The 26,552-nt window shown below is 69.5% G+C and carries 19 protein-coding genes and 1 pseudogene; 14 read left to right on the plus strand and 6 right to left on the minus strand.

Annotation, left to right across the window (positions count from 1 at the left end; genetic code table 11):
* Window positions 1-47: 47 nt before the first annotated feature.
* Window positions 48-794, minus strand: coding sequence for an IclR family transcriptional regulator (locus IGS69_RS33835; RefSeq protein WP_190904761.1), 747 nt, complete (start codon window positions 792-794; stop codon window positions 48-50).
* A 208-nt stretch (window positions 795-1,002) separates the two neighbouring features.
* Here IGS69_RS33835 and betA point away from each other — a divergent pair, with 208 nt between their 5' ends.
* The 5 genes from betA to IGS69_RS33860 all read left to right on the plus strand — a co-directional run bounded on the left by betA (window position 1,003) and on the right by IGS69_RS33860 (window position 8,424).
* Window positions 1,003-2,664, plus strand: a complete 1,662-nt coding sequence (gene betA / locus IGS69_RS33840; protein WP_190904249.1) for a choline dehydrogenase — start codon at window positions 1,003-1,005, stop codon at window positions 2,662-2,664.
* Between the two features lie 196 nt (window positions 2,665-2,860).
* Window positions 2,861-4,330, plus strand: a complete 1,470-nt coding sequence (locus tag IGS69_RS33845; RefSeq protein ID WP_190904250.1) for an aldehyde dehydrogenase family protein — start codon at window positions 2,861-2,863, stop codon at window positions 4,328-4,330.
* A 20-nt stretch (window positions 4,331-4,350) separates the two neighbouring features.
* Window positions 4,351-5,439, plus strand: a complete 1,089-nt coding sequence (locus tag IGS69_RS33850; protein ID WP_190904251.1) for a quaternary amine ABC transporter ATP-binding protein — start codon at window positions 4,351-4,353, stop codon at window positions 5,437-5,439.
* A complete protein-coding gene (locus IGS69_RS33855) occupies window positions 5,439-7,448 on the plus strand; it encodes an ABC transporter permease (protein ID WP_190904252.1) in 2,010 nt (669 codons plus the stop codon). The genes IGS69_RS33850 and IGS69_RS33855 overlap by 1 nt, the downstream gene beginning before the upstream one ends.
* 13 nt (window positions 7,449-7,461) lie before the next feature.
* Entirely contained in the window at window positions 7,462-8,424 is a 963-nt protein-coding gene (locus IGS69_RS33860) for an ABC transporter substrate-binding protein (protein ID WP_190904253.1), read from the plus strand.
* Window positions 8,425-8,482: 58 nt separating this feature from the next.
* Here the strand turns inward: IGS69_RS33860 and IGS69_RS33865 are convergent, their stop codons facing one another.
* Complete coding sequence (locus tag IGS69_RS33865; protein WP_190904254.1) at window positions 8,483-9,706, minus strand: RNA-guided endonuclease InsQ/TnpB family protein; 1,224 nt, start codon at window positions 9,704-9,706, stop codon at window positions 8,483-8,485.
* A 25-nt stretch (window positions 9,707-9,731) separates the two neighbouring features.
* Here IGS69_RS33865 and tnpA point away from each other — a divergent pair, with 25 nt between their 5' ends.
* The 7 genes and pseudogenes from tnpA to IGS69_RS33900 all read left to right on the plus strand — a co-directional run bounded on the left by tnpA (window position 9,732) and on the right by IGS69_RS33900 (window position 19,623).
* Window positions 9,732-10,148 carry an IS200/IS605 family transposase gene (gene tnpA / locus IGS69_RS33870; protein ID WP_190904255.1) on the plus strand — a complete coding sequence of 139 codons (417 nt, stop codon included), beginning with the start codon at window positions 9,732-9,734 and terminating at the stop codon, window positions 10,146-10,148.
* A 396-nt stretch (window positions 10,149-10,544) separates the two neighbouring features.
* Window positions 10,545-12,983, plus strand: coding sequence for a GcvT family protein (locus tag IGS69_RS33875; protein WP_190904256.1), 2,439 nt, complete (start codon window positions 10,545-10,547; stop codon window positions 12,981-12,983).
* A gap of 118 nt (window positions 12,984-13,101) precedes the next feature.
* Window positions 13,102-13,212 (plus strand): annotated as a pseudogene (locus IGS69_RS34915) (bifunctional methylenetetrahydrofolate dehydrogenase/methenyltetrahydrofolate cyclohydrolase); the annotation flags it as partial.
* A 17-nt stretch (window positions 13,213-13,229) separates the two neighbouring features.
* A complete protein-coding gene (gene glyA, locus IGS69_RS33885) occupies window positions 13,230-14,513 on the plus strand; it encodes a serine hydroxymethyltransferase (protein ID WP_190904257.1) in 1,284 nt (427 codons plus the stop codon).
* Entirely contained in the window at window positions 14,510-15,742 is a 1,233-nt protein-coding gene (locus IGS69_RS33890; protein ID WP_190904258.1) for a sarcosine oxidase subunit beta family protein, read from the plus strand. Before glyA ends, IGS69_RS33890 begins: the two co-directional genes overlap by 4 nt.
* Window positions 15,743-15,770: 28 nt before the next feature.
* Window positions 15,771-19,025, plus strand: a complete 3,255-nt coding sequence (locus tag IGS69_RS33895) for a sarcosine oxidase subunit alpha family protein (protein ID WP_190904259.1) — start codon at window positions 15,771-15,773, stop codon at window positions 19,023-19,025.
* Window positions 19,018-19,623, plus strand: a complete 606-nt coding sequence (locus IGS69_RS33900; protein WP_190904260.1) for a sarcosine oxidase subunit gamma — start codon at window positions 19,018-19,020, stop codon at window positions 19,621-19,623. The genes IGS69_RS33895 and IGS69_RS33900 overlap by 8 nt, the downstream gene beginning before the upstream one ends.
* A gap of 97 nt (window positions 19,624-19,720) precedes the next feature.
* On the opposite strand, the gene IGS69_RS33905 is transcribed toward IGS69_RS33900, so the two are convergent.
* Together IGS69_RS33905 and purU are read right to left on the minus strand one after the other, a co-directional pair.
* Window positions 19,721-20,512, minus strand: a complete 792-nt coding sequence (locus IGS69_RS33905; protein WP_190904261.1) for an IclR family transcriptional regulator — start codon at window positions 20,510-20,512, stop codon at window positions 19,721-19,723.
* A gap of 55 nt (window positions 20,513-20,567) precedes the next feature.
* Window positions 20,568-21,440 carry a formyltetrahydrofolate deformylase gene (gene purU / locus IGS69_RS33910; protein ID WP_190904262.1) on the minus strand — a complete coding sequence of 291 codons (873 nt, stop codon included), beginning with the start codon at window positions 21,438-21,440 and terminating at the stop codon, window positions 20,568-20,570.
* A gap of 192 nt (window positions 21,441-21,632) precedes the next feature.
* Between purU and IGS69_RS33915 the strand changes: the two genes are divergently transcribed.
* Window positions 21,633-22,775 (plus strand): aromatic ring-hydroxylating oxygenase subunit alpha, encoded by a 1,143-nt coding sequence (locus tag IGS69_RS33915; RefSeq protein ID WP_190904263.1) that lies wholly within the window; start codon window positions 21,633-21,635, stop codon window positions 22,773-22,775.
* Between the two features lie 247 nt (window positions 22,776-23,022).
* On the opposite strand, the gene IGS69_RS33920 is transcribed toward IGS69_RS33915, so the two are convergent.
* Both IGS69_RS33920 and IGS69_RS33925 read right to left on the minus strand, forming a co-directional pair.
* Complete coding sequence (locus tag IGS69_RS33920; protein WP_190904264.1) at window positions 23,023-24,141, minus strand: fatty acid desaturase family protein; 1,119 nt, start codon at window positions 24,139-24,141, stop codon at window positions 23,023-23,025.
* A gap of 7 nt (window positions 24,142-24,148) precedes the next feature.
* Window positions 24,149-25,204, minus strand: a complete 1,056-nt coding sequence (locus IGS69_RS33925) for a ferredoxin reductase (RefSeq protein WP_190904265.1) — start codon at window positions 25,202-25,204, stop codon at window positions 24,149-24,151.
* A gap of 86 nt (window positions 25,205-25,290) precedes the next feature.
* Here IGS69_RS33925 and IGS69_RS33930 point away from each other — a divergent pair, with 86 nt between their 5' ends.
* Entirely contained in the window at window positions 25,291-26,430 is a 1,140-nt protein-coding gene (locus tag IGS69_RS33930; protein ID WP_190904266.1) for a helix-turn-helix domain-containing protein, read from the plus strand.
* The last annotated feature ends 122 nt before the right edge of the window (window positions 26,431-26,552 follow it).

Below are 26,552 nucleotides of genomic sequence, written 5' to 3' on the forward strand. Positions count from 1 at the left end.
GCGCTCCCCGGCGCGCGGGGGCGGTCGACGCCGGCGACGCGGCGGGATCAGCCCAGGTAGCCCATTCGGTGGCTGATCTCGTCCGCGCCCTTGACCAGCACCGGAGCGAGGTCGTGCATCCGGTCCTCGGTGAGCCGGTACGCCGGTCCGGAGGCGCTGAGCGCCGCGATGACCTCTCCGTCCCGGTTGCGCACCGGTGCGGCCATGGCGTGCAGCCCCGCCTCGAACTCCTCCAGCGTCCAGGAGTAGCCGCGCTCCAGCGCCTCGGCGAGGTTCTTCTCCAGCTTCGTCCTCGCGGTCAGGGTGCGGGGCGTCATCTTCTTCAGGCCCGCGTCCGACAGCAGCGCGGCACGCTCCTTCGGCGGCATGTGGGCCAGCAGGATCTTGCCGCTGGACGTGGCATGCAGCGGCGTCAGCTGGCCGACCCAGTTGAACGCCGTCACGGCACCCGGACCGCGCACCTGGTACAGGTTGATCGCGTACTTCTCCTGCATCACCGCGAGGTTCACGGTCTCGCCGATCTCCTCGGCGAGACGCTCGCAGACCGGGCGGCTCTGCTGGGTGATGTCGATGCGCCCGGTGACCGCACCGGCGAGCCGGACGATGCCGAAACCGAGGCGGTACTTGCCGCGCTCACCCGCCTGTTCCACCAGACCGCGCACCTCCAGGGCGCCCAGCAGCCGGAACGCGGTGGACTTGTGGACGTCGATCTCGGCGGCTACCTCGCTGACGCCGGCCTCGCCGCGCTGGGCCAGGATCTCCAGCACGGTGATGGCCCGGTCGACCGACTGCACCCCACCGGTCGGCGCACTTGTCGTTTCGGTATGTGCATGGTAGTTGCTCACAACGCAACTATACGGGTGATTAACATAGCCAGCAGCGGTGCAGGTCAGGGGTCTGGAGCGGAAAATCTGAAGTTGCGTTGTCCGCAACCTGGTGCGCATAGAGATACCGGTACTAGCATGCCGCGCATTCTCTACGGCGCGAGCGAGACGAGGCCTCATGGCTGACTTGCAGTACGACTTCGTCATCGTCGGTGGTGGATCGGCCGGCAGTGCACTGGCCAACCGGCTCTCCGCGGATCCCGGCAACCGGGTACTGGTCCTGGAGGCGGGCAGACCCGACTACCCATGGGACGTCTTCATCCACATGCCCGCGGCGCTGACCTACCCGATCGGCAGCCGCTTCTACGACTGGAAGTACGAGTCCGAACCCGAGCCCCACATGGGTGGCCGGCGCGTCTACCACGCGCGCGGCAAGGTCCTGGGCGGTTCCAGCAGCATCAACGGCATGATCTTCCAGCGCGGAAACCCCATGGACTACGAGCGCTGGGCAGCGGACCCCGGGATGGAGAACTGGGACTACGCGCACTGTCTGCCGTACTTCCGGCGGATGGAGAACTGTCTGGCCGCCGACCCGGACGACGAGTTCCGCGGCCACGACGGCCCCCTCGTCCTCGAACGGGGCCCGGGGACCAGCCCGCTCTTCGAGGCCTTCCTCAAGGCCACCGAGGAGGCGGGGCACGCTCCCACCAGCGACGTGAACGGCTACCGGCAGGAAGGTTTCGCCAGGTTCGACCGCAATGTCCACCGTGGGCGCCGTCTGTCGGCCGCGAAGGCGTACCTCAAGCCCGTGCGCAAGCGGCCCAACCTCACCGTCACCACGCGCGCCCTGGTCACCCGCGTCCTCTTCGAGGGCAAGCGGGCCGTCGGTGTCGAGTACCGGCGCGGTCGTGGCAGACCCCAGCAGGTGAGAGCCGGAGAGGTCATCCTCTGCGGAGGCGCGATCAACTCCCCGCAACTCCTCCAGCTCTCCGGTATCGGCAACGCCGGGGAACTCGCGGCGCTCGGCGTGGACGTCGTACACGATCTGCCGGGCGTCGGCGAGAACCTCCAGGACCACCTGGAGGTGTACATCCAGTACGCCTGCAAGCAGCCCGTCTCCATGCAGCCGTACCTCGCGAAGTGGCGTGCCCCCTTCATCGGCCTGCAGTGGCTCTTCCGCACGGGACCGGCCGCCACGAACCACTTCGAGGCGGGCGGCTTCGTCCGCGGCAACGACGACGTGGACTACCCCAACCTGATGTTCCACTTCCTGCCCGTCGCGGTCCGCTACGACGGCTCCGTGCCCGCCGGCGGACACGGCTACCAGGTGCACGTCGGACCCATGTACTCCGACGCCGTCGGCTCGGTGAAGATCAAGAGCAAGGATCCCTCCGAGCGCCCCGCACTGCGCTTCAACTACCTCTCCACCGAACAGGACCGCCGCGAGTGGGTCGAGGCCGTCAGGGTCGCGCGCAGGCTGCTCAACCAGCCCGCCCTCGCCCCCTACAACGCCGGGGAGGTCTCGCCCGGCCCGTCCGTGGAGAGTGACGAGGAGATCCTCGCCTGGGTGGCCAAGGACGCCGAGACCGCACTGCATCCCTCCTGCACCTGCAAGATGGGCACCGACGAGATGTCCGTCGTGAACCCGGCCGACCTGCGCGTGCACGGCGTGGAGGGGCTGCGGGTCGTCGACGCGTCCGTCATGCCCTACATCACCAACGGCAACATCTACGCGCCGGTGATGATGATCGCCGAGAAGGCGGCCGACCTCATCCTCGGCAAGGAGCCGCTGCCGCCGTCCGGCGCCGCGTACTACCGGCACCGCGAAGCATCCGCGTAACCCACTGTTTTCAGCCAGCCGACCGGCCCGGAAACCTGGCGCTCCGGGCCGGTCGACGTCGGGTTCTCAGGGTTGTCTCCTTGGTGGAACCGTCATCGGCCAACCCCTTGACGTGGGTTCCCGCCTTCTCCAGAGTGTTCCACCACAAGCAATTCGGTGCGCGATGCGCAACGCTGTTCGCTCGAAGGGCCCCGACGTGGCAGACCTGTACGTGGATGGCACATGGCGAGATCCCGTGGCCGGAGGCCACCGGGACATCCACTGCCCCGCAGACGGCACACTCTCCGTGACCGTGTCCGAGGGCACCCGCCCGGACGCCGAGGCGGCCATCGCCGCGGCCCGCCGGGCCTTCGACGAAGGCCCCTGGCCGCACACCTCCGAGCGCGAGCGCGGCGCACTCCTGCTGCGCACCGCCGACATCCTCGAACGCGACACCGACGCGTTCGCCCGCGCCGAATCACTGGACACCGGCAAACGGCTGGTGGAGAGCGAGTACGACATCGCCGATGTCGTCTCCTGCTTCCGCTACTTCGGGGGGCTGGGCGGCACCGACGCCGGCCGCGTCATCGACACCGGCCGCGACGACGCCGTCAGCCGCGTCGTGTACGAGCCGATCGGCGTGTGCGCGCTGATCACCCCCTGGAACTACCCGCTGCTCCAGGCGAGCTGGAAGGTCGCACCGGCCCTCCTCGCGGGCAACACCATCGTCCTCAAGCCCAGCGAGCACACCCCCTCCACCTCGATCCTGCTGATGAGGGCACTGGCGGAAGCCGGACTTCCGGACGGCGCCGCCAACCTCGTCCTGGGCACCGGGCCCGAGGTGGGAGCACCGCTCGCCGAGCACCCCGCCGTCGACATGGTCTCCTTCACCGGCGGCCTGGACACCGGAAGACGCATCATGGCCACCGCCGCCGCGACCGTGAAGAAGGTCGCCCTGGAGCTCGGCGGCAAGAACCCCAACGTCGTCTTCGCCGACGCCGACTTCGAGACGGCCGTGGACTTCGCGCTCACGGCCGTCTTTCTGCATTCGGGCCAGGTCTGCTCGGCGGGCGCCCGGCTGATCGTCGAGGACGCGCTGCACGACCGGTTCGTGGACGAGGTGGTCCGCCGTGCCCGGCGGATCCGCCTCGGCGGCCCCTTCGACCCGCACGCCGACACCGGACCGCTCATCTCCGCCCAGCACCTGGCGAAGGTCGAGGCATACGTCGCCGCCGGACTCGCCGAGGGCGCCGTCCTGCGCTGCGGCGGCGAACGCCCGGACGACCCCGCCCTGGCCGGCGGGCACTACTACCCGCCGACCGTGCTCGACGCATGCGGCCAGGACATGAGCGTGGTGCACGAGGAGTCCTTCGGACCCGTCCTCACCGTGGAGCGCTTCACCGACGAGGACGACGCGGTACGCATCGCCAACGACACCGAGTACGGACTCGCCGGTGCCGTCTGGACGCAGGACGCCGGCAAGGCCCAGCGGGTCGCCCGCCGGCTGCGCCACGGCACGGTGTGGATCAACGACTACCACCCCTATGTGCCGCAGGCGGAGTGGGGCGGGTTCGGGCACTCCGGCGTGGGCCGGGAGCTGGGACCGACGGGCCTGGACGAGTACCGGGAGCCCAAACACATCTGGCAGAACATCCAACCCCGGCCGCAGCACTGGTTCCGCGGCTGAACGCCGAAAAGAGGTCGAACATGACCCCAGCAACGACCGAGGCGCCGCGGCGGCGCGACACCCCCCAGGACTCGGCACCCACGCCGGTCATCTCCGTACGCGCACTGTGGAAGGTGTTCGGGCCGAAGGCGGCCCACGTACCCGGATCCGAGGAGCTGCGGGGACTCACCCGGCGCGAACTGATGGACCGCACCGGATGTACGGCCGCCGTGCGCGACGTGCACTTCGACGTCGCACCCGGCGAGGTGTTCGTCGTGATGGGTCTGTCCGGCTCCGGCAAGTCCACGCTGGTGCGCTGTCTGACCCGGCTCATCGAACCCACCGCCGGCGAGATCCTCTTCGAGGGCGAGGACATCCGCGACGCGGACGCGAGCCGCCTGCGCGAACTGCGCCGCAGCAAGTTCTCCATGGTCTTCCAGCACTTCGGGCTGCTGCCGCACCGCCGGGTCGTCGACAACGTGGCCTTCGGCCTGGAGATCCGCGGCATGAGCAGAGCCGAGCGCACCAAGCGCGCCCTGGAGGTCGTCGAACTCGTCGGCCTGTCCGGGTACGAGAACTCCTACCCCGACCAGCTCTCCGGCGGCATGCAGCAGCGTGTGGGCCTCGCCCGCGCCCTGGCCGGCGACCCCGACGTCCTCCTCTTCGACGAACCCTTCTCGGCGCTCGACCCGCTGATCCGCCGGGACATGCAGAACGAGGTCGTCCGGCTGCACCGCGAGGTCGGCAAGACGATGGTGTTCATCACCCACGACCTGTCCGAGGCACTGCGTTTGGGCGACCGCATCCTCATCATGCGCGACGGCAAGACGGTCCAGTGCGGCACCGGCGACGAACTGGTCGGCGCCCCCGCGGACGACTACGTACGGGACTTCGTCAGGGACGTGCCCCGCGGTGACGTGCTGACCCTGCGGTGGATCATGCGCCCCGCGGAGCCGGACGACCCCCTGGACGGTCCCGAACTCGGCCCGGACGTCGTGGTGAAGGAGGCCACGCGAGCGGTGCTCGCGGCCGACAAGCCGGTCAAAGTCGTCGAGAACGGCAAGCTGCTCGGCATCGTCGGCGACGACGAGATCCTCGCGGTGGTCGCCGGGCAGGAAGGCGACGCGTGATGACCGTCGCCGTGCAGAAGGCCGGGAGGCCGGAGAGAACCGGGACCGAGGAGCCGCCCGCTCCCGCCCGGCGGGCGCGCACGGTCAGCCGCTCGATGATCGTGGCCGCGATCCTGGTCGTCTGGCTCGCCCTCTTCGCCGTGCTGCGCGGCAAGCAGACCCTGTCCCTCGCCGCGGCCGATCTGACCGACCTGCACCGGTGGTTCAACGACGTCAACGACTCCATCGGGGCGAACCGCAACTCCAACCCGCTCTTCCTCTACTTCTTCAACGAGATCCGCCTGGTCATCGACTCCCTGGTGACCTTCGTCCAGGAGCTGATCTCGCAGCCGGCCGCGGGCCGCCCGGTTCCGCAGATCGGCTGGCTCGGTGTCGTGGGCATCGTCGGCTACGTCTCCTGGGCCGTGGGCAACTGGCGGGTCGCGCTGCTGACCGTCGCCGGCTTCACCTTCCTCGGCCTCCAGGGCCTCTGGCAGGAAAGCATGGACACGCTGGCGCTGACCCTCTCCGCGGTGTTCGTGGCACTGCTGTTCGCCCTTCCCCTGGGCGTGTGGGCCGGGCTGTCCGACCGGGTCAACCGGATCATGACGCCGTTCCTGGACTTCATGCAGACGATGCCCACCTTCGTCTATCTGGCGCCCCTGACCCTGTTCTTCCTGATCGGCCCGGCCTCCGCCACCATCGCCACGGCGATCTACGCGGCACCACCCGCGATCCGCATCACCGCCCACGCCATCCGGTCGGTGCCCGAGACCACCGTGGAGGCGGCGGACTCGATGGGCGCGACGCGGCGTCAGGCGCTGCTGAAGGTCCTGCTTCCGATGTCCCAGCGCACCGTGGTGATGGGCGTCAACCAGACCATCATGGCCGCCCTGGCCATGGTGACCATCGCGGCCCTGATCAACGCGCCCGGCCTCGGAGCGACCGTCGTCCAGGCCCTGCAGTCGCTGGACGTCGGCACGGCCTTCAACGCCGGACTCGCCATCGTCGTCCTGGCCATCGTGCTGGACCGGGTCACCACCGCCGCGAGCGGACGGGCCGACTCGGCCCGGGGCTCGGACAGTTCCTTCCTCAAGTGGCGGCGGCAGCTCATGGTGGCCGGGGGAGTGATGGCCGCGGTCCTGGTGTACCTGTCGCACACGTATCTGTGGGCGGCCGAGTTCCCCGGCGAGGGCAGCACCGGAAGCACCATCGCCAGGGCGGCGACCGATGTGACCACCTGGGCACAGGACAACCTGTCGGGACTGACCAACGCCTTCCGGGACATCCTCACCACCGGCCTGCTCAACCCCTTCCAGACCGTGCTGACGGACTCCCCGTGGTGGCTCGTGGGCGCCGCCCTCGCCGCGCTCGGCACGGTGCTCGGCGGATGGCGTGCCGGGCTCACCACCGCCGTGTGCGTGGGCCTGCTCATCGGCACCGGTGTGTGGTCGGACGCCATGACGACCCTGGCGTCCACCGCGGTGGCGACCGTGCTCGTGATGCTGCTCGGCGTCGTCCTCGGGGTGTGGATGGGCCGCAGCGCGCTCGTCGACCGGCTGCTCAGGCCCACGCTGGACGCGGCGCAGGTCATGCCGCCGTTCGTCTATCTCGTGCCGTTCCTCGCGCTGTTCGGCGCGACACGGTTCACGGCCATCGTCGCGGCGATCGTCTACGCGGCGCCCGTCGCGATCAAAATCATCGCCGACGGGGTGCGGGCCGTGCCCGGGACCACCGTCGAAGCGGCGATGTCCACCGGATGCAACACCTGGCAGATCATCACCAAGGTCCAGCTGCCCATGTCACGCGGAGCCCTGACCCTCGCGACCAACCAGGGCCTGATCTACGTGCTCTCGATGGTCGTGGTGGGCGGCCTGGTGGGAGCGGGCGCCCTCGGCTACGACGTCGTGGCCGGGTTCTCGCAGGGCCAGCTGTACGGCAAGGGACTGGCGGCCGGACTCGCCATCGTCCTGCTCGGAGTCATGTTCGACCGGATCACTCAGGCAGCGGCTCGCCGCGCCGGGGCATAAGGAGCACCTCACCATGGCACGACACTGGAGAGCCGGCGCGGCCGGCCTGGCCGTCCTCGGCCTCACCCTCACGGCTTGCGGGGGCGCGAAGGTCGGCGACGACAGCGCGGCCGGCTCGGGCAGCTCGGGCACATGCGGAACCTTCAACCTCGCGATCAACCCGTGGGTGGGCTACGAGGCGAACGCGGCGGTCCTCGCCTACGTCGCCGAACACGACCTCGGCTGCAAGGTCGAGCAGAAGGACCTCAAGGAGGAGATCGCCTGGCAGGGCTTCGGCACGGGTGAGGTCGACGCCGTCGTGGAGAACTGGGGCCACGACGACCTGAAGAAGAAGTACATCACCGAACAGAAGACGGCCGTCGAGGCCGGTCCGACCGGCAACAAGGGCCTCATCGGCTGGTACGTGCCGCCGTGGCTGGCCAAGGCGCACCCCGACATCACCGACTGGAAGAACCTCGACAAATACGCGTCGAAGTTCAAGACCTCGGAGTCGGGCGGCAAGGGCCAGCTCCTCGACGGCGACCCCTCGTACGTCACCAACGACGAGGCCCTCGTCAAGAATCTCAAGCTGGACTTCAAGGTGGTGTACGCGGGCAGCGAGACCGCGCTTATCCAGGCGTACCGCAATGCAGAGAAGAACAAGGAATGGGTGATCGGCTACTTCTACGAGCCGCAGTGGTTCCTGTCCGAGGTGCCGCTGAAGAAGGTCAGCCTCCCCGAGTACAAGGAGGGCTGCGACGCCGACGCGGAGAAGGTCGCCTGCGACTACCCCGTGTACGAACTCGACAAGATCGTCAGCGCGAAGTTCGCCAAGTCCGGCAGCCCCGCCTATGACCTGGTGAAGAACTTCACCTGGACCAACGACGACCAGAACACCGTGGCCAAGTACATCGCGGTGGACAAGATGGCGCCCGAGGCCGCGGCGAAGAAGTGGGTCGAGGCCAACCGCGACAAGGTCGACGCCTGGATCAATTGACTTGCTCCTCGGGCTGAAGCCCGAGGATTCTGGCCTTCCCTAACCGGTTGCTGTGCCGCTACGCGGCACGGTTTCCGGTAGGGAATCCGTGGCTTCCTGCTTCTTCGCGCTGTGCCGGGATTTCTCCTGGTCTCACCGGCGCTCCGCAGGCCGATACCGCCAGTCCGGCGGCCGTCTTCACATTGATCGCGGCGTTGGTGTCCCGGTCGTGGACGGTGCCGCAGGCGGTACAGGTCCATTCCCGCACGTTCAGGGGTTTGGGTCCGTCCTTCACACCACAGGTCGAGCAGGTCTGGGACGTCGGTTCGAACCGGCCGATCCTGACCAGGGTGCGGCCGTACCGTTCCGCTTTGTACTCCAGCATGCTGATGAACGATGACCATCCGGCGTCGTGCACGGACTTGGCCAGCCTCGTACGGGCCAGTCCCGCCACCGACAGGTCCTCCACGGCGATCCCTTGGTTCTCGGAGATCAGCTTCGTGGAGAGCTGGTGGTGGAACTCACGGCGCGCGTCGGCGACCTTGGCGTGGGCGCGGGCGGCCTTCAGGCGGGCCTTGTCCCGGTTCTTGGACCCCTTCTGCTTGCGGGACAGTTCCTTTTGGGCCTTCTTGACTTTCTTCTCCGCGCGCCGCAGGAAGCGCGGGGAGTCGATCTTCGTGCCGTCGGAGAGGACCGCGAAGTGGGTCAGGCCGAGATCGATGCCGATGGTGCGGTCGTTCTCCGGCATCTGTGCCGCGTCGGCGTCCGGGTCGGTGTCGATGACGAAGGAGGCGAAATATCTGCCGGCCGCGTCCTTGACGACGGTGACGGAGGTGGGCGTGGCGGGCAGGGTGCGGGACCATTTCACCTTCACCGCGCCGATCTTCGGCAGGCTCAGACGGCCACGGTCGGTGATGCTCCAGCGGGCGTTGGCAGTGAAACGGATCGACTGTCGGGCGTCCTTGCGCGACTTGAAACGGGGCGGGCCCAGTTTCGGTCCTTTACGGGCGCCCTTGAGGGAGGCGAAGAAGTTCTTGTAGGCGGCCTCGGCGTCCCGCAGGGACTGCTGGAGGACGACGGCGGACACCTCGCCCAGCCAGGACCGTTCCGCTGTCCGCTTCGCCTCGGTGATCAGCTTCCGGGACAGATGGCCGGCCGTCGGGAACGGCTGTGCGGACCTTCGGGCGTCTTCGCGGGCGCGGACCGCGTCGTTGAACACGACACGGGCGCACCCGAACGCCTTCGCCAACGCAGTCTGCTGGCCGGTGTCCGGGTACACGCGGAAGCTGTACCTGAGCTGCATGATCGTCACCCTACGTGCTCGGGTTATGGGTGAGATGCAGGAGATCAGAACTGGTCGCCACTGTGCTTTCGTGATGCATGTGTACTCGGTCTTCGTGACCAAGTTCCGGCACAAAGTCTTCACCGATGCCCACTTGAGGCGGATGGAGGAGATCATGCGGTCGGTGTGTACGGACTTCGAGTGCGACCTGGTGGAGTTCAACGGGGAGGCCAATCACGTCCACCTGCTGGTGAACTTTCCGCCCAAGGTCGCCGTGACCAAGCTGGTCAACTCCCTCAAGGGCGTCTCGTCCCGCGGCCTCCGTCAGGAGTTCCCCGACCTGGTGCGCCATTACTGGCGGGCCAACAAGCTCTGGTCCGCGTCCTACTTCGTCGGAACCGGCGGCGGTGCCGAGCTCTCCGTGGTCAGGCAGTACATCGAACAGCAGAACCGGCCGGTGTGAGCACCGCCCGGCTCCGCCGGGAGAAGCCCTCCCGGCGCTCCGCGCCGCGGGCGAAGAACCGCGGTGTCCGGCGCCGCCGGACCAGATGCGGCGACGCTCCGCGTCGACACCACCAGATTCGCTTCACCACCGGCCTGAAGACCGATGCACTGCGAATGAATTCCGGGAGCGCGCGGGAACGCCCGTGTGAGTCCGGCCGCGGAGGCCCGGCAGGCTGTGTCGTCAGCCTGCCGGGCCTCGTCGTTTTGCGCTGGTACCTCCCCGTCGCGGCCAGGTGATTTTCCGGCGTCGCGGACCTCTTGACACGCCGATGCACGGCGGGCACATTGAGTTGCGCAACCTGAACCCTGTTGCGTAGACAGCAACTGGATCGCTTTCAACGTCGGAGGTGCGGCGATGGCGGGACCCCGGGTGGTCATCATCGGAGCGGGCGTCGTGGGGGCGGCGCTCGCCGACGAGATCTCCGCGCGCGGCTGGACCGAAGTGACCGTGGTCGACCAGGGCCCACTGCCCGCCACCGGGGGCTCCTCGTCGCACGCCCCGGGCCTGGTCTTCCAGACCAACGCCTCCAAGACCATGACCGAGATGGCCCGTTACACCGTCGAGAAGCTGTGCTCACTGGACGTCGACGGGCAGCCCTGCTTCCTCCAGGTCGGCGGCCTGGAGGTGGCCACCGGCCCGGAGCGCGTCACCGAACTCCAGCGACGCCACGGCTGGCTCGCCTCCTGGGGCATCGAGTCCCGGCTGCTGACCACCGAGGAGTGCGTCGCACAGCACCCGCTCGTCAACCCGGACAAGGTCCTCGCCGGCCTCCACGTGCCGACGGACGGCCTCGCCAAGGCGGTCCTCGCCGTCGAGGCGCAGATCCGCCGGGCCACCGAGCGCGGCGTCAGCTTCCTCGCCCGCCACGAAGTCCTCGACATCCGGCAGGCCGAGGGCGAGGTGACCGGCGTCCTCACCGACCAGGGCGAGATCCCCGCCGACATCGTCGTGTGCTGCGCGGGCATCTGGGGCCCGAAGATCGCCCGCATGGCCGGCATGAACCTCCCGCTCACCCCGCTTGCCCACCAGCTCGCCTGGACGGGCCCGGTCCCCGCCCTGGCCGGGCAGACGCAGGAGGCGGTCCGCCCGATCCTGCGCCACCAGGACGCCGACCTCTACTACCGCGACCGCTTCGACGGCCTGGGCATCGGCTACTACGGCCACCGCCCCATGCCGGTCTCCGCCGACGACATCCTCTCCGTGGACGAGTCCGACGAGATGCCCTCCGTCCTGAAGTTCACCGAGGAGGACTTCGAGGAGGCCTGGACCGAGACGCAGTCACTGCTCCCGGCGACGAAGGACGCCAAGGTCGAGGAAGGCATCAACGGCCTGTTCTCCTTCACCACCGACGGCCTGCCCCTGCTCGGCGAATCCCCGGACGTCAAGGGCTTCTGGGTCGCCGAGGCCGTCTGGGTCACGCACTCCGCCGGCGTCGGGAAGGCCATGGCCGAATGGCTCGTCGACGGCTACTGCTCCTCCTTCGACCTGCACGAGTGCGACGTCAACCGCTTTGAACCGCACCAGCTCTCACCGGAGTACGTACTGGCCCGCGACTGCCAGAACTTCGTCGAGGTCTACGACATCCTGCACCCGCTGCAACCGTCCGGGGACCCCCGCCCGATCCGCACCAGCCCGTTCCAGACCCGCCAGCGGGAACTGGGCGCCTTCTTCCTGGAGGCGAACGGCTGGGAACGCCCGCAGTGGTACGAGGCCAACGCGGGCCTGGTCGAGGGCCGTTCCATCGTCACCCCCAACGACTGGGCCGCGAAGTACTGGTCGCCCATCGTCGCCGCCGAGGCCCAGACCACCCGCGAGACCGTCGCGATGTACGACATGACGGCCCTCAAGCGGCTGGAGGTCAGCGGGCGCGGCGCCGGCGCGTTCCTGGAGCGGCTGTGCACCGGCAAGGTCGCCAAGTCCGTGGGCTCGGTGACGTACACGCTGCTCCTCGACCACGACGGCGGTATCCGCAGCGACGTCACCGTCGCCCGGCTGGCCCCCGACCTCTTCCAGGTCGGCGCCAACGGCAACCTGGACCTCGACTGGTTCACCCGCCACCTCCCCGTCGACGGCACGGTCCAGGTCCGCGACATCACCCCCGGCACCTGCTGCATCGGTCTGTGGGGACCGCGCGCCCGCGACGTCCTCCAGCCGCTCACCGACGCGGACTTCTCGGCGACCGGCCTGAAGTACTTCCGCGCCCAGCGCGCCCACATCGGCTCCGTGCCCGTCACCGCGATGCGCCTGTCGTACGTCGGTGAGCTCGGCTGGGAGCTGTACACCACCGCCGACCTGGGGCAGAAGCTGTGGGACACGCTGTGGCAGGCGGCCGAGCCGCTGGGCGGCATCGCGGCCGGGCGGGGCGCCTTCAACAGCCTCCGGCTGGAGAAGGGCTACCGGTCCTTCGGCACGGACATGACGTACGAACACGATCCGTACGAGGCCGGTGTCGGCTTCGCCGTGAAGCTCGACAAGGACGACTTCGTGGGGAAGGCGGCGTTGGAGCGGCGCAAGTCCGAGGTCCGGCGGAAGCTGACCTGTCTCACGATCGACGACCCGAAGGCCGTCGTCATGGGCAAGGAGCCGGTGTACGACGGGGACTGTGCGGTGGGGTACGTCACCAGTGCCGCTTACGGCTACACGATCGGCAAGGGCATTGCCTACGCGTGGCTGCCGGTGGAGCTTGCGGAGCCGGGGACCGTGGTGCACATCGGGTACTTCGATCAGTCCGTCGAGGCGGTTGTTGCTGAGGAGCCGTTGTTCGATCCGTCGATGTCCCGTCTTCGTGGGTGAGTTTTCGTCTGCGGGTGCGTCGTGGCTTGTCGCACAGTTCCCCGCGCCCCCTGAAGGCCGTTCCACCACAGCCTCGTTGGAAGGAACCCACCCGGTGACTGCACAACTCCTCGACGGCCCCGGACTGATCACCAAGGACATGCCGCGCCCCGGCGCGGCCGTCCCCGACGTCGGCATCACCCGCACCGACCAGGGCCTGGTCGGGGACATCCACCCGGACGCCGCGGAGAGGAACGCGAACGCCGTATGAACGCGCTGAACACCCCCTTGGCGGAGCTGGACCCCGAGGTCCACGCCGCGCTCCGCGCCGAGCTGCACCGCCAGCAGTCCACCCTCGAGATGATCGCCTCCGAGAACTTCGCGCCGTCCGCCGTGATGGAGGCCCAGGGTTCGGTCGCGACCAACAAGTACGCCGAGGGCTACCCCGGCCGCCGCTACTACGGCGGCTGCGAACACGTCGACGTCACCGAGCGGCTGGCCATCGAGCGCGTCAAGTCCCTCTTCGGCGCCGGCTTCGCCAACGTGCAGCCGCACTCGGGCGCCCAGGCGAACACCGCCGTCTTCTTCGCCCTGCTCCAGCCCGGCGACACCGTCCTCGGGCTCGACCTCGCGCACGGCGGGCACCTCACCCACGGCATGCGCATCAACTACAGCGGCAAGATGCTCAACGTCGTGCCGTACCACGTGTCCGAGGCGGACAACCTCGTCGACATGGACGAGGTCGAGCGGCTCGCCAAGGAGCACCGCCCCAAGATGATCATCGCGGGCTGGTCGGCGTACCCCAGGCAGCTGGACTTCGCGGCCTTCCGCCGGATCGCCGACGAGGTGGGCGCCCTGCTGATGGTCGACATGGCGCACTTCGCCGGACTGGTGGCGGCCGGCCTGCACCCGAGCCCCGTACCGCACGCCCACGTCACGACCACCACGACGCACAAGACACTCGGCGGCCCGCGCGGCGGCGTCATCCTCACCGACGAGGCCGGCCTCGCCAAGAAGATCAACTCGGCGGTGTTCCCCGGCATGCAGGGCGGCCCGCTGGAGCACGTCATCGCCGCCAAGGCGGTGTCGTTCAAGGTCGCCGCGACACCGGAGTTCGCCGAACGCCAGGCGCGGACGCTCGCCGGCGCCCGCATCCTCGCCGAACGCCTCACCCGGGCGGACGCGGCGGCCGCCGGAGTCAAGGTGCTGACCGGCGGCACGGACGTCCACCTCGTCCTGGTCGACCTGCGCGACTCCGAGCTCGACGGCCGTCAGGCCGAGGACCTGCTCCACGAGATCGGCATCACCGTCAACCGCAACGCCGTGCCCTTCGACCCGCGCCCGCCCTTGGTCACCTCGGGCCTGCGCATCGGCACCCCGGCTCTGGCCACCCGCGGCTTCACCGAGGAGGACTTCGCCGAGGTCGCGGACGTCATCGCCCTCGCCCTCCAGCCGGAGCCGGACGTGACCGCCTTGCGTGCCCGCACGGAGGCCCTGGCCGCCAAGCACCCGCTCTACCCGCACCTGTCCGACAACGGAGACGCCCGATGAGCCCCCGCACCCCCGGCGCCGAGCTTCCCGAACACCCCGACTGGCTGTGGCGCAACCCCGAGCCGAAGCGCTCGTACGACGTCGTCATCGTGGGTGGCGGCGGACACGGCCTGGCCACCGCCCACTACCTCGCGAAGAACCACGGCATCACCAACGTCGCCGTGCTGGAGAAGGGCTGGCTGGCGGGCGGCAACATGGCCCGCAACACCACGATCATCCGCTCCAACTACCTCTGGGACGAGAGCGCCGGCATCTACGAGCACGCCCTCAAGCTGTGGGAAGGCCTGGCGGACGAACTCGACTACCCGATCCTCTTCTCCCAGCGCGGCGTACTGAACCTCGCCCACAGCCTCCAGGACGTCCGCGACAGTGTGCGCCGCGTCGAGGCCAACCGCCTCAACGGCGTGGACGCCGAGTGGCTCGACGCGGACGGCGTCAAGGACGTCTGCCCGATCGTCAACATCTCCCCGGACGTGCGCTATCCCGTCCTCGGCGCCACCTACCAGCCCCGAGCGGGCATCGCCAAGCACGACCACGTCGCCTGGGGCCTGGCCCGCTCCGCCGACGCCGCCGGCATCGACATCATCCAGAACTGCGAGGTCACCGGCCTCGACGTGGTCGGCAACCGGGTGGTCGGAGTCCGGACCACCCGGGGCCCGATCGCCGCGGGCAAGGTGGCGCTCTGCTCGGCGGGCCACACCTCTGTCCTCGCGGCCATGGCGGGCATCGAACTCCCGGTGCAGAGCCACCCCTTGCAGGCGCTGGTGTCGGAGCTGCTGGAACCGGTCCACCCGACGGTGGTCATGTCCAACGCCGTCCACGTCTACGTCAGCCAGGCGCACAAGGGCGAGCTGGTGATGGGCGCGGGCATCGACGCCTACAACTCCTACACCCAGCGCGGCGCCTTCCACATCATCGAGGAGCAGATGGCGGCGGCCCTGGAACTCTTCCCGGTCTTCGCCCGCGCCCATGTCCTGCGCACCTGGGGCGGCATCGTCGACGTCAGCCCCGACGCCTCACCGATCATCGGCCTCAGCCCGGTGGACAACCTCTACCTCAACTGCGGCTGGGGAACCGGCGGTTTCAAGGCCACGCCCGGTGTCGGCTGGGTCTACGCCCACACCATCGCCCACGACACCCCGCATCCGCTCAACGCCCCCTTCTCGCTCGACCGTTTCACCACCGGCGCGCTCGTCGACGAGCACGGCGCGGCCGCGGTGGCCCACTAGGACCACTGGAAGCTTTGGGAGCCGATCCATGCTGCTGATTCCCTGCCCGTGGTGCGGACCTCGCGACGAGGCCGAGTTCCACTACGGCGGCCAGGCCCATGTGCCGTACCCGGAGGACCCGGCGTCCCTCACCGACGAGGAGTGGGCCCGCTACCTCTTCTTCCGCGACAACCCCAGGGGCCCCTTCGCCGAGCGCTGGAGCCACGCAGCGGGCTGCCGCCGCTGGTTCAACGCCGTCCGGGACACGTCGACGAACGAGATCCTGACGGTGTACCGGGCGGGGGAGGAGCGCCCGGAGACGGTTGAGGCGCGTTCGGTTGCTCCGCAGCCGCGTCCAGCAATCCCAGCCCGTCCGGCGTTTGAGGACGAGGCCGTTCAGGCCGATACGGGGGCCTGGGGGCAGAGCCCCCAGCGGGATCCGGGGGCAGAGCCCCTGGTTTCGGGAAGGGGCGGGGTGGGGGAGAACACCCAGCCGTTCCGTCACCCCACCCGCGGCCTCATCCACCGCGACGAGCCCCTCACCTTCACCTTCGACGGCACCGAATACCAGGGCTACAGGGGCGACACCCTCGCCTCCGCCCTCCTTGCCAACGGCGTCATCCAGACCGGCACCAGCATCAAACTGGGCCGCCCCCGCGGCATCTTCTCGGCCGGCGTCGAGGAACCCAACGCGGTCGTCCAGATCGAGGAACCGTTCCCCGAGCCCATGCTCCCGGCCACCACCGTCGAGCTCTACGACGGCCTCGTCGCAACCAGCCTCCCCGGCCAGGGCCGCCTCGCCACCGAACCGGACCCGGCCCGCTACGACGCCGTGCACACCCACTGCGACCTCCTGGTCGTCGGCGCGGGCCCGGCCGGCCTCGCCGCGGCGGCCGCCGCCGCCCGCTCGGGCGCCCGCGTCATCCTCGCCGACGACCAGCCGGAGCTCGGCGGCAGCCTCCTCGGCACCGGCGAACTCCCCGACTGGGTGGCCGAGACGACCGCCCGGCTGGAAGCCGCCCCCGACGTACGCGTCCTGCGCCGCACCACGGTCTTCGGCTACTACGACGACAACCACCTGCTCGCCGTCGAGCGCCGCACCAACCACCTCGGCGCCGCGGCTCCCGAGAAGACCGCCCGGGAACGCGTCCACCGCATCCGGGCCCGCCACGTCGTCCTCGCCACCGGCGCCCACGAACGCTCGCTGGCCTTCGCGGACAACGACCGGCCCGGGGTGATGCTGGCCGCTTCGGCCCGCACCTACGTCAACCGGCACGGCGTGCTGCCCGGCCGCCACGCGGTGGTCTTCACCACCAACGACAGCGCCTACCCGGTGGTGCTGGACCTCGCCGCGGCGGGCGTCACCATCGAGGCCGTGGTCGACACCCGTCCCGAGCCGGGGGAGTGGGCCGAGCGCACCCGCCGGGCCGGCATCGAGGTGCTGACGGGCCATGCCGTCACCGCCACGGACGGCGCCCCCCGTATCACCGCCGTGACCGTCGCGCCGTACGGGGAGACGACAGGGCGACGGGAGTTCGCCGCCGACCTGCTGCTGGTCTCCGGCGGCTGGAACCCGGTCGCGCACCTGTTCAGCCAGGCGGGCGGCAAGCTCCGCTACGACGAGGAGCTCGGCAGCTTCGTACCCGACACCTCCCGCCAGGCCGTGGAGGTCGCCGGCGCCGCGAGCGGCGTCCTCGACCTGGCCCGAGCTCTCGCGCAGGGAGCGGCTGCCGGAGCCCGCGCGATCGAGGCCGAGGGCTACACCTCCGAGGCGCCCCGCCTGCCGCAGGTGGCGGCGCAGCCCGAGACGCCCCCCATGCGGGTCTTCACCGTCCCGGGCCGGGAGGACGCCCCGCGCTTCGTCGACCTCCAACGCGACGTCACCGTCGACGACCTGGCCCGTGCGACCGGCGCCGGAATGCGCTCGGTGGAGCACACCAAGCGCTACACCACGGCCGGCACCGCCAACGACCAGGGCAAGACCTCAGGCGTCCTCGCCAGTGGCGTCGTCGCCGAACTGCTCGGCGTGGACATCTCCGCGCTCGGCACGACCACGTTCCGGCCCCCGTACACCCCCGTCTCCTTCGCCGCCCTCGCCGGCCGCGACCGCGGCGTGCTGAGCGACCCGGTCCGCACGACCGCCCTGCACGAGTGGCATGTCGCACAGGGCGCTCTCTTCGAGAACGTCGGCCAGTGGAAGCGGCCCTGGTACTACCGGCGGGACGGCGAGGACAGGGAGACGGCCGTGCTGCGCGAGTGCGCCGCCGCCCGTGAGGGCGTCGCCTTCATGGACGCCTCGACCCTCGGCAAGATCGATGTCCTGGGCCCGGACGCCGCCGTCTTCCTCGACCTGCTCTACACCAACATGATGAGCACCCTCAAGGTCGGCATGATCCGCTACGGAGTGATGTGCCGCCCGGACGGGATGGTCTTCGACGACGGCACCGTCATCCGCCTCGACCAGGACCGTTACCTGGTCACCACCACGACGGGCAACGCCGCCACCGTGCTGGACTGGATGGAGGAGTGGCTCCAGACGGAGTGGCCCGAGCTCAAGGTCCACTGCACCTCCGTGACCGAACAGTGGGCCACCGTCGCCCTGGTCGGTCCGAAGTCCCGCGAGGTGCTCGGTTCGCTGGCGCCGCGACTGGCCGTGGCCAACGAGGACTTCCCGTTCATGGCATGGCGGGACACCACCGTCGCGGGCATCGAGGCCCGGGTGTGCCGGATCAGCTTCTCCGGCGAACTCGCCTACGAGATCAACGTGTCGCCGTGGGAGGCCCTCGCCCTGTGGGAGGCGCTGTACCAGGCGGGCGAACCGTACGGCATCACCCCGTACGGCACGGAGACCATGCACGTCCTGCGCGCGGAGAAGGGCTATCCGATCGTCGGCCAGGACACCGACGGCACGGTGACACCGCAGGACCTCGGCATGAGCTGGGCGGTGTCGAAGAAGAAGCCCGACTTCATCGGCAAGCGTTCCTTCGCCCGTGCCGACACCGTCCGCCCCGACCGCAAGCACCTGGTGGGCCTGCTCCCGGAGGACCCGGGCACGTTCCTCCCCGAGGGCACGCACCTGGTCGCCGACAGTGTGCTGCCCGCGCCCCCCGTTCCGATGCTCGGCCATGTCACGTCCAGTTACCGCAGCGCCGCCCTCGGCCGGACCTTCGCACTCGCGCTGGTCAAGGGCGGACGCGAGCGCATCGGTGAGCGCCTGTACGCCCCCGTCGGTGACCGGCTGGTCCCGGTGACCGTCGCGAGCCCCGTCCTCTACGATCCCGAGGGAGCCCGCCGCCATGGCTGACACCGCCCTTACCGCCCCGCTCCGCAGCCCTCTGTCGCATGCCGCGGACCGGCTGGCCGCCGCGACCCGCACCTCCGGGGGCGCCGTCCGGCTCGCGGAACTCCCCTTCCTGACCCAGATCGACGTCCGCCTCGATCACAAGGGAGCGGCGGCGGACGCCGTGGGGCTGGCGCTGGGCTTGCAACTGCCCGTCGAGCCCGGCACCGTGGTCCGCGCCGGGGAGCTGACCGCGCTGTGGCTCGGCCCCGACGAGTGGCTGGTGGTGGGGCCGCCGGGCGGCCGGCGCGGGCTGGAGAACCGCATCCGTGAGGCCGCGGGGGACGAGCCCGTGTCCGTCGTCGACGTGTCGGCTCAGCGCACCACGCTCCTCGTCGCCGGCCCCCGTGCCCGCGACCTGCTGGCCCACGGCTGCTCGCTCGACCTGCACCCGCGCGTCTTCGGCCCGGGCCGCTGCGCCCAGACGACCCTGGGCCGCACCCAGGTCGTCCTGGTGGCCCGCGACGATCCGAGGGCCGGGTTCTGGGTACTGGTTCGCTCCTCCTTCGCCGGCTACCTCACGGACTGGCTGCTGGACGCCGCCGTGGAGTGGACGGGCTGAGCGGACACCACGAAAGCGGCGGTCGGAGAAACGGATCCGGTTCTCCGACCGCCGCTCGGCGTGCGAGTCCTGCCCTGGCGTGCGACCTGGCCGGGCCTCAGCCCGTATAGCCCAGACGGCGGCTGAGCTCGTCCGCTCCCGCGACGAGCACCTCCGCCAGCTCGTGCATCCGCCCGTCGGTCATCCGGAAGGCCGGCCCCGACGCGCTGAGGGCGGCGACCACCTGACCCTCGTCCGAACGCACCGGCGCGGACACGGCGTTGAGCCCCTCCTCGTATTCCTCCACCGTGATGGCGTAGCCCTGCGCGCGGGCCTGGGCGAGGTCTGCCTCCAGCTTCTTCCTGGAGGTCACCGTGCGCGGTGTCATACGGGGCAGGCCGGCCTCGGCGAGGAGTTCTTCGCGGTCCGCGCGGTCGAGGTGGGCGAGAAGGACCTTGCCGCTCGACGTACAGTGCAGCGGCGTCTGCCGTCCCACCCAGTTCTGCGCCGCGATGGCCGACGTGCTGCGCACCTGGTAGAGGTTGATCGCGTGGTGGGACTCCAGGACGGCGATGTTCAGCGTTTCGCCCACGTCGTCGACGAGACGCTCGCAGATGCCCCGTCCGTGCCGGGTGACGGCGATACGGCCCGTCACCGCACCGGCCAGACGCACGACTCCGAAGCCGAGACGGTACTTGCCGCGCTCGCTCTCCTGCTCGACCATCCCGTGCGCTTCCAGAGCGCCGAGCAGGCGGAAGGCGGTGGACTTGTGGACATCGATGGCCGCGGCCACTTCACTCACGCCCGCTTCTCCGTGCTGGGCGAGGATCTCCAGCACGGAGACAGCGCGGTCGACGGACTGCACTCCGCCACTCGGAGCGACTGCGGACTCGGCACCGTGGTTGCTCATGGCGAAACCCTAGGTGAAATGGTCAACAGGTGTGAGGGGGTGGAGGTCAATTTCCTCAGCGGAAGACGACCGTCCGGTTGTCGTTGACCATGACGCGGCTCTCACTGTGCCATTCCACGGCCCGCGCCAGGACCTGCGCCTCGACGTCGCGCCCCAGGGCGACCAGGCTGTCCGGTCCCTGGGAGTGGCTCACACGGACGACGTCCTGCTCGATGATGGGCCCCTCGTCCAGATCGGGGGTGACGTAGTGGGCGGTCGCTCCGACGAGCTTGACGCCGCGCTCGTGTGCCTGGACGTATGGCCGGGCGCCCTTGAAGCTCGGCAGGAACGAGTGGTGGATGTTGATGGCCCGGCCTTCGAGCTGCTTGCACAGGTCGTTGGACAGGATCTGCATGTAGCGGGCCAGGACCACCAGGTCGATGTCCAGCTCCTCGACGAGCTCCAGCAGCCGCGCCTCCGCCTCGGGCTTGGTCTCCCTGGTCACCGGCACGTGGTGGAAGGGAATCCCGTAGCTCTCCGCGAGCGGCTCGAAGTCCCGGTGGTTGGAGACGATCGCCGGCACCTCGATGCTCAGCGCACCGGTACGGCAGCGGAAGAGCAGGTCGTTCAGGCAGTGCCCGAACTTCGACACCATGATCAGCGTGCGCGTCGGGGTCGACGCCTCGTACAGCTGCCAGGAGATCCGGTACGCCTCCGCCACCGGGGCGAAGCCGGACTTCAGGTCTTCCAGCGACACGGCGGGGTCCGTGACGTCGAAGTGCACCCGCATGAAGAAGCGGTCCTTGAGCCGGTCGTCGAACTGCTGGCTCTCCTGGATGTTCCCGGAGTGCCGGACGAGGAAGCCGGTGACGGCGTGGACGAGGCCGGAGCGATCCGGGCACGACAGGGTGAGGACGAACTCGCGGCCGGCGGTGGGTCCAAGAGACACTGAGCCCTCCCTGAGGGAAGTGCGTAATGCGCAACAGCGGGACTGATACGCAACATGGTCCCGGCTCCTGCGGCCCTCGGTCAAGGTCTTGACAGTGCTTCGGGCGGACTGCACTGTGAGTTGCGTAGCAAGAGGCTCGTTGCGCATGAGGCAACCACCGCCCGATCGGGGCGCTTCACTCCGAGGTGAACCATGACCACGACCGGCCTGCCGGACAGCCTGATCGCCACCCTTCCCGGCGACCACTACACCGACCCCGAGATCTTCCGCCTGGAGCAGGAACACATCTTCGAGGCCATGTGGTTCTGCGCGGCACGCTCGTCGGAGCTGGCGAAGCCCGGTGCGTTCCGGACCGTCGACGTCGGGCGGGAGAGCATCCTGCTGACCCGCTCGCGGGACGGCTCCGTCAAGGCCTTCTTCAATGTGTGCCGGCACCGGGGCGCCAAGCTGTGCACACAGGAGTCCGGCGAGGTGAAGCGAGCCTTCCAATGCCCGTACCACGCCTGGACGTACGACCTGAACGGCAAACTCGTCGCGGCCCCGAACCTGACCAAGATGCCCGACATCGGCCGCACCGAATACGGCCTGGCGAGCGTGGCGGTGCGCGAGTGGCTCGGTTACGTGTGGGTGTGCCTGGCCGAGAACCCCCCGCCGTTCGAGGAATCGGTGATCGCGGACGTGGTCGCGCGCCTGGGCGACGTGGAGTCCATCGAGCGGTACGACGTCGGCAGCCTGGAGGTCGGCCGGCGGATCGTCTACGACGTCAAGGCCAACTGGAAGCTGATCATCGAGAACTTCATGGAGTGCTACCACTGCGCGACCATCCACCCGGAACTGACCGAGGTGCTCCCGGAGTTCGCCGACGGCTACGCCGCGCAGTTCTATGTGGGGCACGGCGCGGAGTTCGGCGCGGACATCCAGGGCTTCACCGTCGACGGCTCGGAGGGCCTGGACCGCATCCCGGGCGTCACCGAGGACCAGGACCGCCGGTACTACGCCATCACCGTGCGCCCCCAGGTGTTCATCAACCTCGTCCCCGACCATGTGATCTTCCACCGGATGTACCCGGTCGCGGTCGACCGCACGGTCGTCGAGTGCGACTGGCTGTACCTGAAGGGCGTGGTGGAGAGCGGCCGGGACGTCAGCCGTTCCGTGGAACTGTTCGACCGGGTCAACCGGCAGGACTTCGACGCCTGCGAGCGCTGCCAGCCGGCGATGAGCTCCCGCCTCTACGCCAAGGGCGGCGTCCTGGTGCCCAGCGAGCACCACATCGGCGAGTTCCACGACTGGGTCCAGGACCGCCTCGGCACCCGCGCGAACCTCGCGGAGCACTAGCCGGTCCAACTGCGGGACTTCGTGACGGCCGCGAGGGTGAGCGTCGCTTCGGAGTGCTCGGGCCCGCCTCTCGTGGTCCCGGGCGCTTCTGCGGGCGTGGAGCCAGAGCCGAACACCCCGGGTGGGGGACCCACCCGGGGTGTTCGGTGAAGCTCCAGCGAATCCACTGTGATGTCAGCGGCGCTCACGCCGCGTTGAGCACCTGCGCAGCCCGGGAAGAACTATCCAGTGGCGCACCTGGGATGCTTCAGGCCGCGAGGAGCTCCCGCTCGCGGTCCGGCGTCTTGACCTTGGGCTTCTTGTTCGGCAGCGAGAGCCGGACGACCTTGCGCCACGCGGAGTACACCTGCTTGGGCAGCGGCCCGGTGACGTACTCCAGCTCGTACTTTTCGAACAGTGCGCGCACCTTCACCGCGACCTCGGCGTACCGGTTGCTCGGCAGGTCCGGGAACAGGTGGTGCTCGATCTGGTGCGAGAGGTTGCCGGTCATGAAGTGCATGGCCTTGCTGCCGCTGATGTTGGCCGAGCCCATCATCTGGCGCAGGTACCACTGGCCGCGCGTCTCGCCGTTGATCGACCGGCGCTCGAAGACCTGTACGCCCTCGGGGAAGTGCCCGCACATGATCACCGAGTGGGACCAGAGGTTGCGGACCAGGTTCGCGGTGAACGTGGCGGCGAGGGTGGGGAGGAACGACGGGCCCGACAGCAGCGGGTGGACCACGTAGTCCTTGAGCACCTGCTTGCGGATCTTGCGGCCCACGGCCTTGGCCCGCGCGCGGAACTCCGGGTTCTTGCGGCGGCGCTTGTCCAGGTTCTTGCCGAGCTCCAGGTCGTACGCCGCGATGCCGTACTCGAAGAAGCAGGCGTTGATGAAGTTCCACAGCGGCTGGCCGAGGTGGAAGGGCTGCCACTTCTGGTCCTCGTCGACGCGCATGATGCCGTAGCCGAGGTCGTTGTCCTTGCCGATCACGTTGGTGTACGTGTGGTGCAGCTCGTTGTGGGAGTGCTTCCACTGGTCGGCCGGCGAGACGTGATCCCATTCCCAGGTGGTGGAGTGGATCTTCGGGTCCCGCATCCAGTCCCACTGGCCGTGCAGGATGTTGTGGCCGATCTCCATGTTGTCCATGATCTTCGCCACGGACAGCCCGGCGGTGCCGATGATCCACGCGGGCGGGAAGAACGAGAACAGCAGCACGCCCCTGCTGACCAGCTCGAGCTTGCGCTGCGCCGAGATGACCTTGCGGATGTAGGCGGCGTCCTTCTCGCCACGGCTGGCGATCACCTCGTCGCGGATCGCGTCCAGCTCGCGGCCGAGCTCCTCGATCTGCTCCGCGGTCAGGTGGGCGGTGGGGTCGATGGCGGTCAAGGTGGTCCTACCGTTCGATGTCGCAGGGGCCCGCCGCGGCGGACACACAGGTCTGGATGAGGACGCCCGGTTCGGCTTCGGTGATCTCGCCGGTGCGCAGGTCGCGGACGGCGCCCGCCTTGAGCGGTGTGATGCAGCCGAAGCAGATGCCCATGCGGCATCCGGAGGGCATGAGTACGCCGGCCTCCTCGCCGACGTCCAGCAACGGCGTGGCGCCGTCCGCGTCGACACTCTTGCCGGTGGCGCTGAACGTGACCTCACCGCCGTCACCGGCGACGACGATGGTGGGGCGGAAGCGTTCGGTGTGCAGGCGCTCTTGTACGCCGTGCTCGCTCCAGTGCTCTTCGGCGGCGTCGAGCAGGCCCGCGGGCCCGCAGGCCCAGGTCTCGCGCTCGGCCCAGTCGGGCACGAGCTCGTCGAGTCGGGCGATGTCGAGCATGCCGTCCGTGTCGGTGTGCACCTCGGTGAGCTGGAGCTTCTTGTCCGCGACCAAGGCGTGCAGCTCGTCGCGGAAGATCACGTCTTGCGGCTGTGGCGCGCAGTGGACCATGACGACGTCGTCGAACTCGGTGTCGCGCAGCATGCCCATCACGGGCGTGATGCCGCTGCCGGCCGTCAGGAAGAGCACCTTGGCGGGCTTGGCCTGCGGCAGCACGAAGTCACCGGTCGCCTGGTCGAGCTGGATCAGCGTGCCCGGTTTCGCACTGCGGACCAGGTGATTGCTGACCTTGCCGTCCGGGATCGCCTTCACGGTGATCGTGACGCGGCCGTCCCGGCGCTTCGCCGGTGAGGTGAGCGAGTAGGCACGCCACAGGCGCACCCCGTCGACGTCGACACCGATCCGCACGTACTGACCGGCGGTGTGTCCGCGCCAGCCCCGTCCAGGCCTGATCACGATGGTCGCGGCGTCACCTGTCTCGGGGTGTACGGCCTCGATGCGCCCCCGCAGGTCAGCGCCCGCACGCAGCGGACTGACCAGGTCGAGGTAGTCCGACGGCAGCAGTGGCGTCGTGACCATCTCCAGTAGTTTCCACGCCCTGCTGCGGAGGGCTGTACTCGTCATGGCTACAGCTTGCTGCGTCTCAGGGCGTAAAGTCCTGACCGAAGGACGTGAATCTGGTCGGAAAAATTGTTCGCAGGGAATAGATTGTGAGCCATGTAATCCGGAGGGCCAGCGAACTGGCATTGGATGAGACGACGGTCACAGCACTTCGGGCCGCGCTGAAGACCACCGCCGACGAGGTCGTCCAGGCGATCATCGACGAGGTCCCTCCCTACGCCAATGCCCTCTCGGGCCATATGGGCGCCACCATCCGCCGAGCCGTCCGCACCGCCCTGGGGCACTACCTGGACCTCGCGAGCGGGAACGCCACAGGCGGCGACGGCGGTGACGCGGCCTACGAGCTGGGCCGCGGCGAGGTCCGGGACGGCCGTTCGATGGACGCCCTGCTCAGCGCCTACCGCGTCGGTGCCCGCGTGGCCTGGCGATGCCTGGCAGCGGGTGCCGTACCCGCGGGTCTGCCCGCCGCCGAGGTCGCCAAGTTCGCCGAGCTGACCTTCGCCTACATCGACGAGCTCTCCGCCGCGAGCGCCGCGGGCCACGCCGACGAACTGGCCGCCCGGGGCAGGGACCAGGAGCGCCACCTGGAGCACCTGGCCCGCGACCTCGTCGCCGGCGCGAGCCCGGACGCGCTGCTTGTCTCCGCTCAACGGGCCGGATGGCAGCCTCCGGCTTCGCTGACCGCGGTCCTCCTGCCCGCCGCCCAGGCCCGGCCCGCCTACCGCGTACTCGACCCGAGCACCCTCGTCCTCGACGATCTGCCGGACGCCACCGGTGTGCTGCTCGTCCCCGACGCCGACCGACCACATCTCTTGCGGCAGCTGACCGACCGCACCGCCGTGGTCGGCCCGCCCCGGCCGTGGACCCGTGCGTCCGCCTCGTACGCCCGAGCCGCACGCGCACGCTCCCTCTCCTCCGATATTCGCGACACCGAGGACCACCTGCCCGAACTGGTGCTGAGCGCCGACGCCGACGCGTACGCGGACCTGCGTGCCCGAGCCCTCGCACCGTTGCTGACCTTGCCTGACGCGACCGCACGGCGGCTGGAGGCGACGCTGCGGGCGTGGCTGCTGCACCAGGGCAGGCGGGACGCGGTGGCGGCGGAGTTGTTCGTCCATCCCCAGACCGTCCGGTACCGGATGTCGCAACTGCGGGAGCTGTTCCCGGATCTCGCATCGCCCCACCGGGTCCTTGAACTGACGCTGGCGGTCGGTCTCGGGACCGGCTGACGCGTACGGGTGACCGGCGGTCGGGCCTGGGAAACTGCCCCCGGAGGGGGAGAACTGCCCGTACTCCCGAAAGGCCCGGGCGCCGATCACGGGCCGGCGGCCAGCTGGGAACACCCGGTCCG

The sequence above is a fragment of the Streptomyces tuirus genome (assembly GCF_014701095.1).
Taxonomy (GTDB): Bacteria; Actinomycetota; Actinomycetes; order Streptomycetales; family Streptomycetaceae; genus Streptomyces; species Streptomyces tuirus.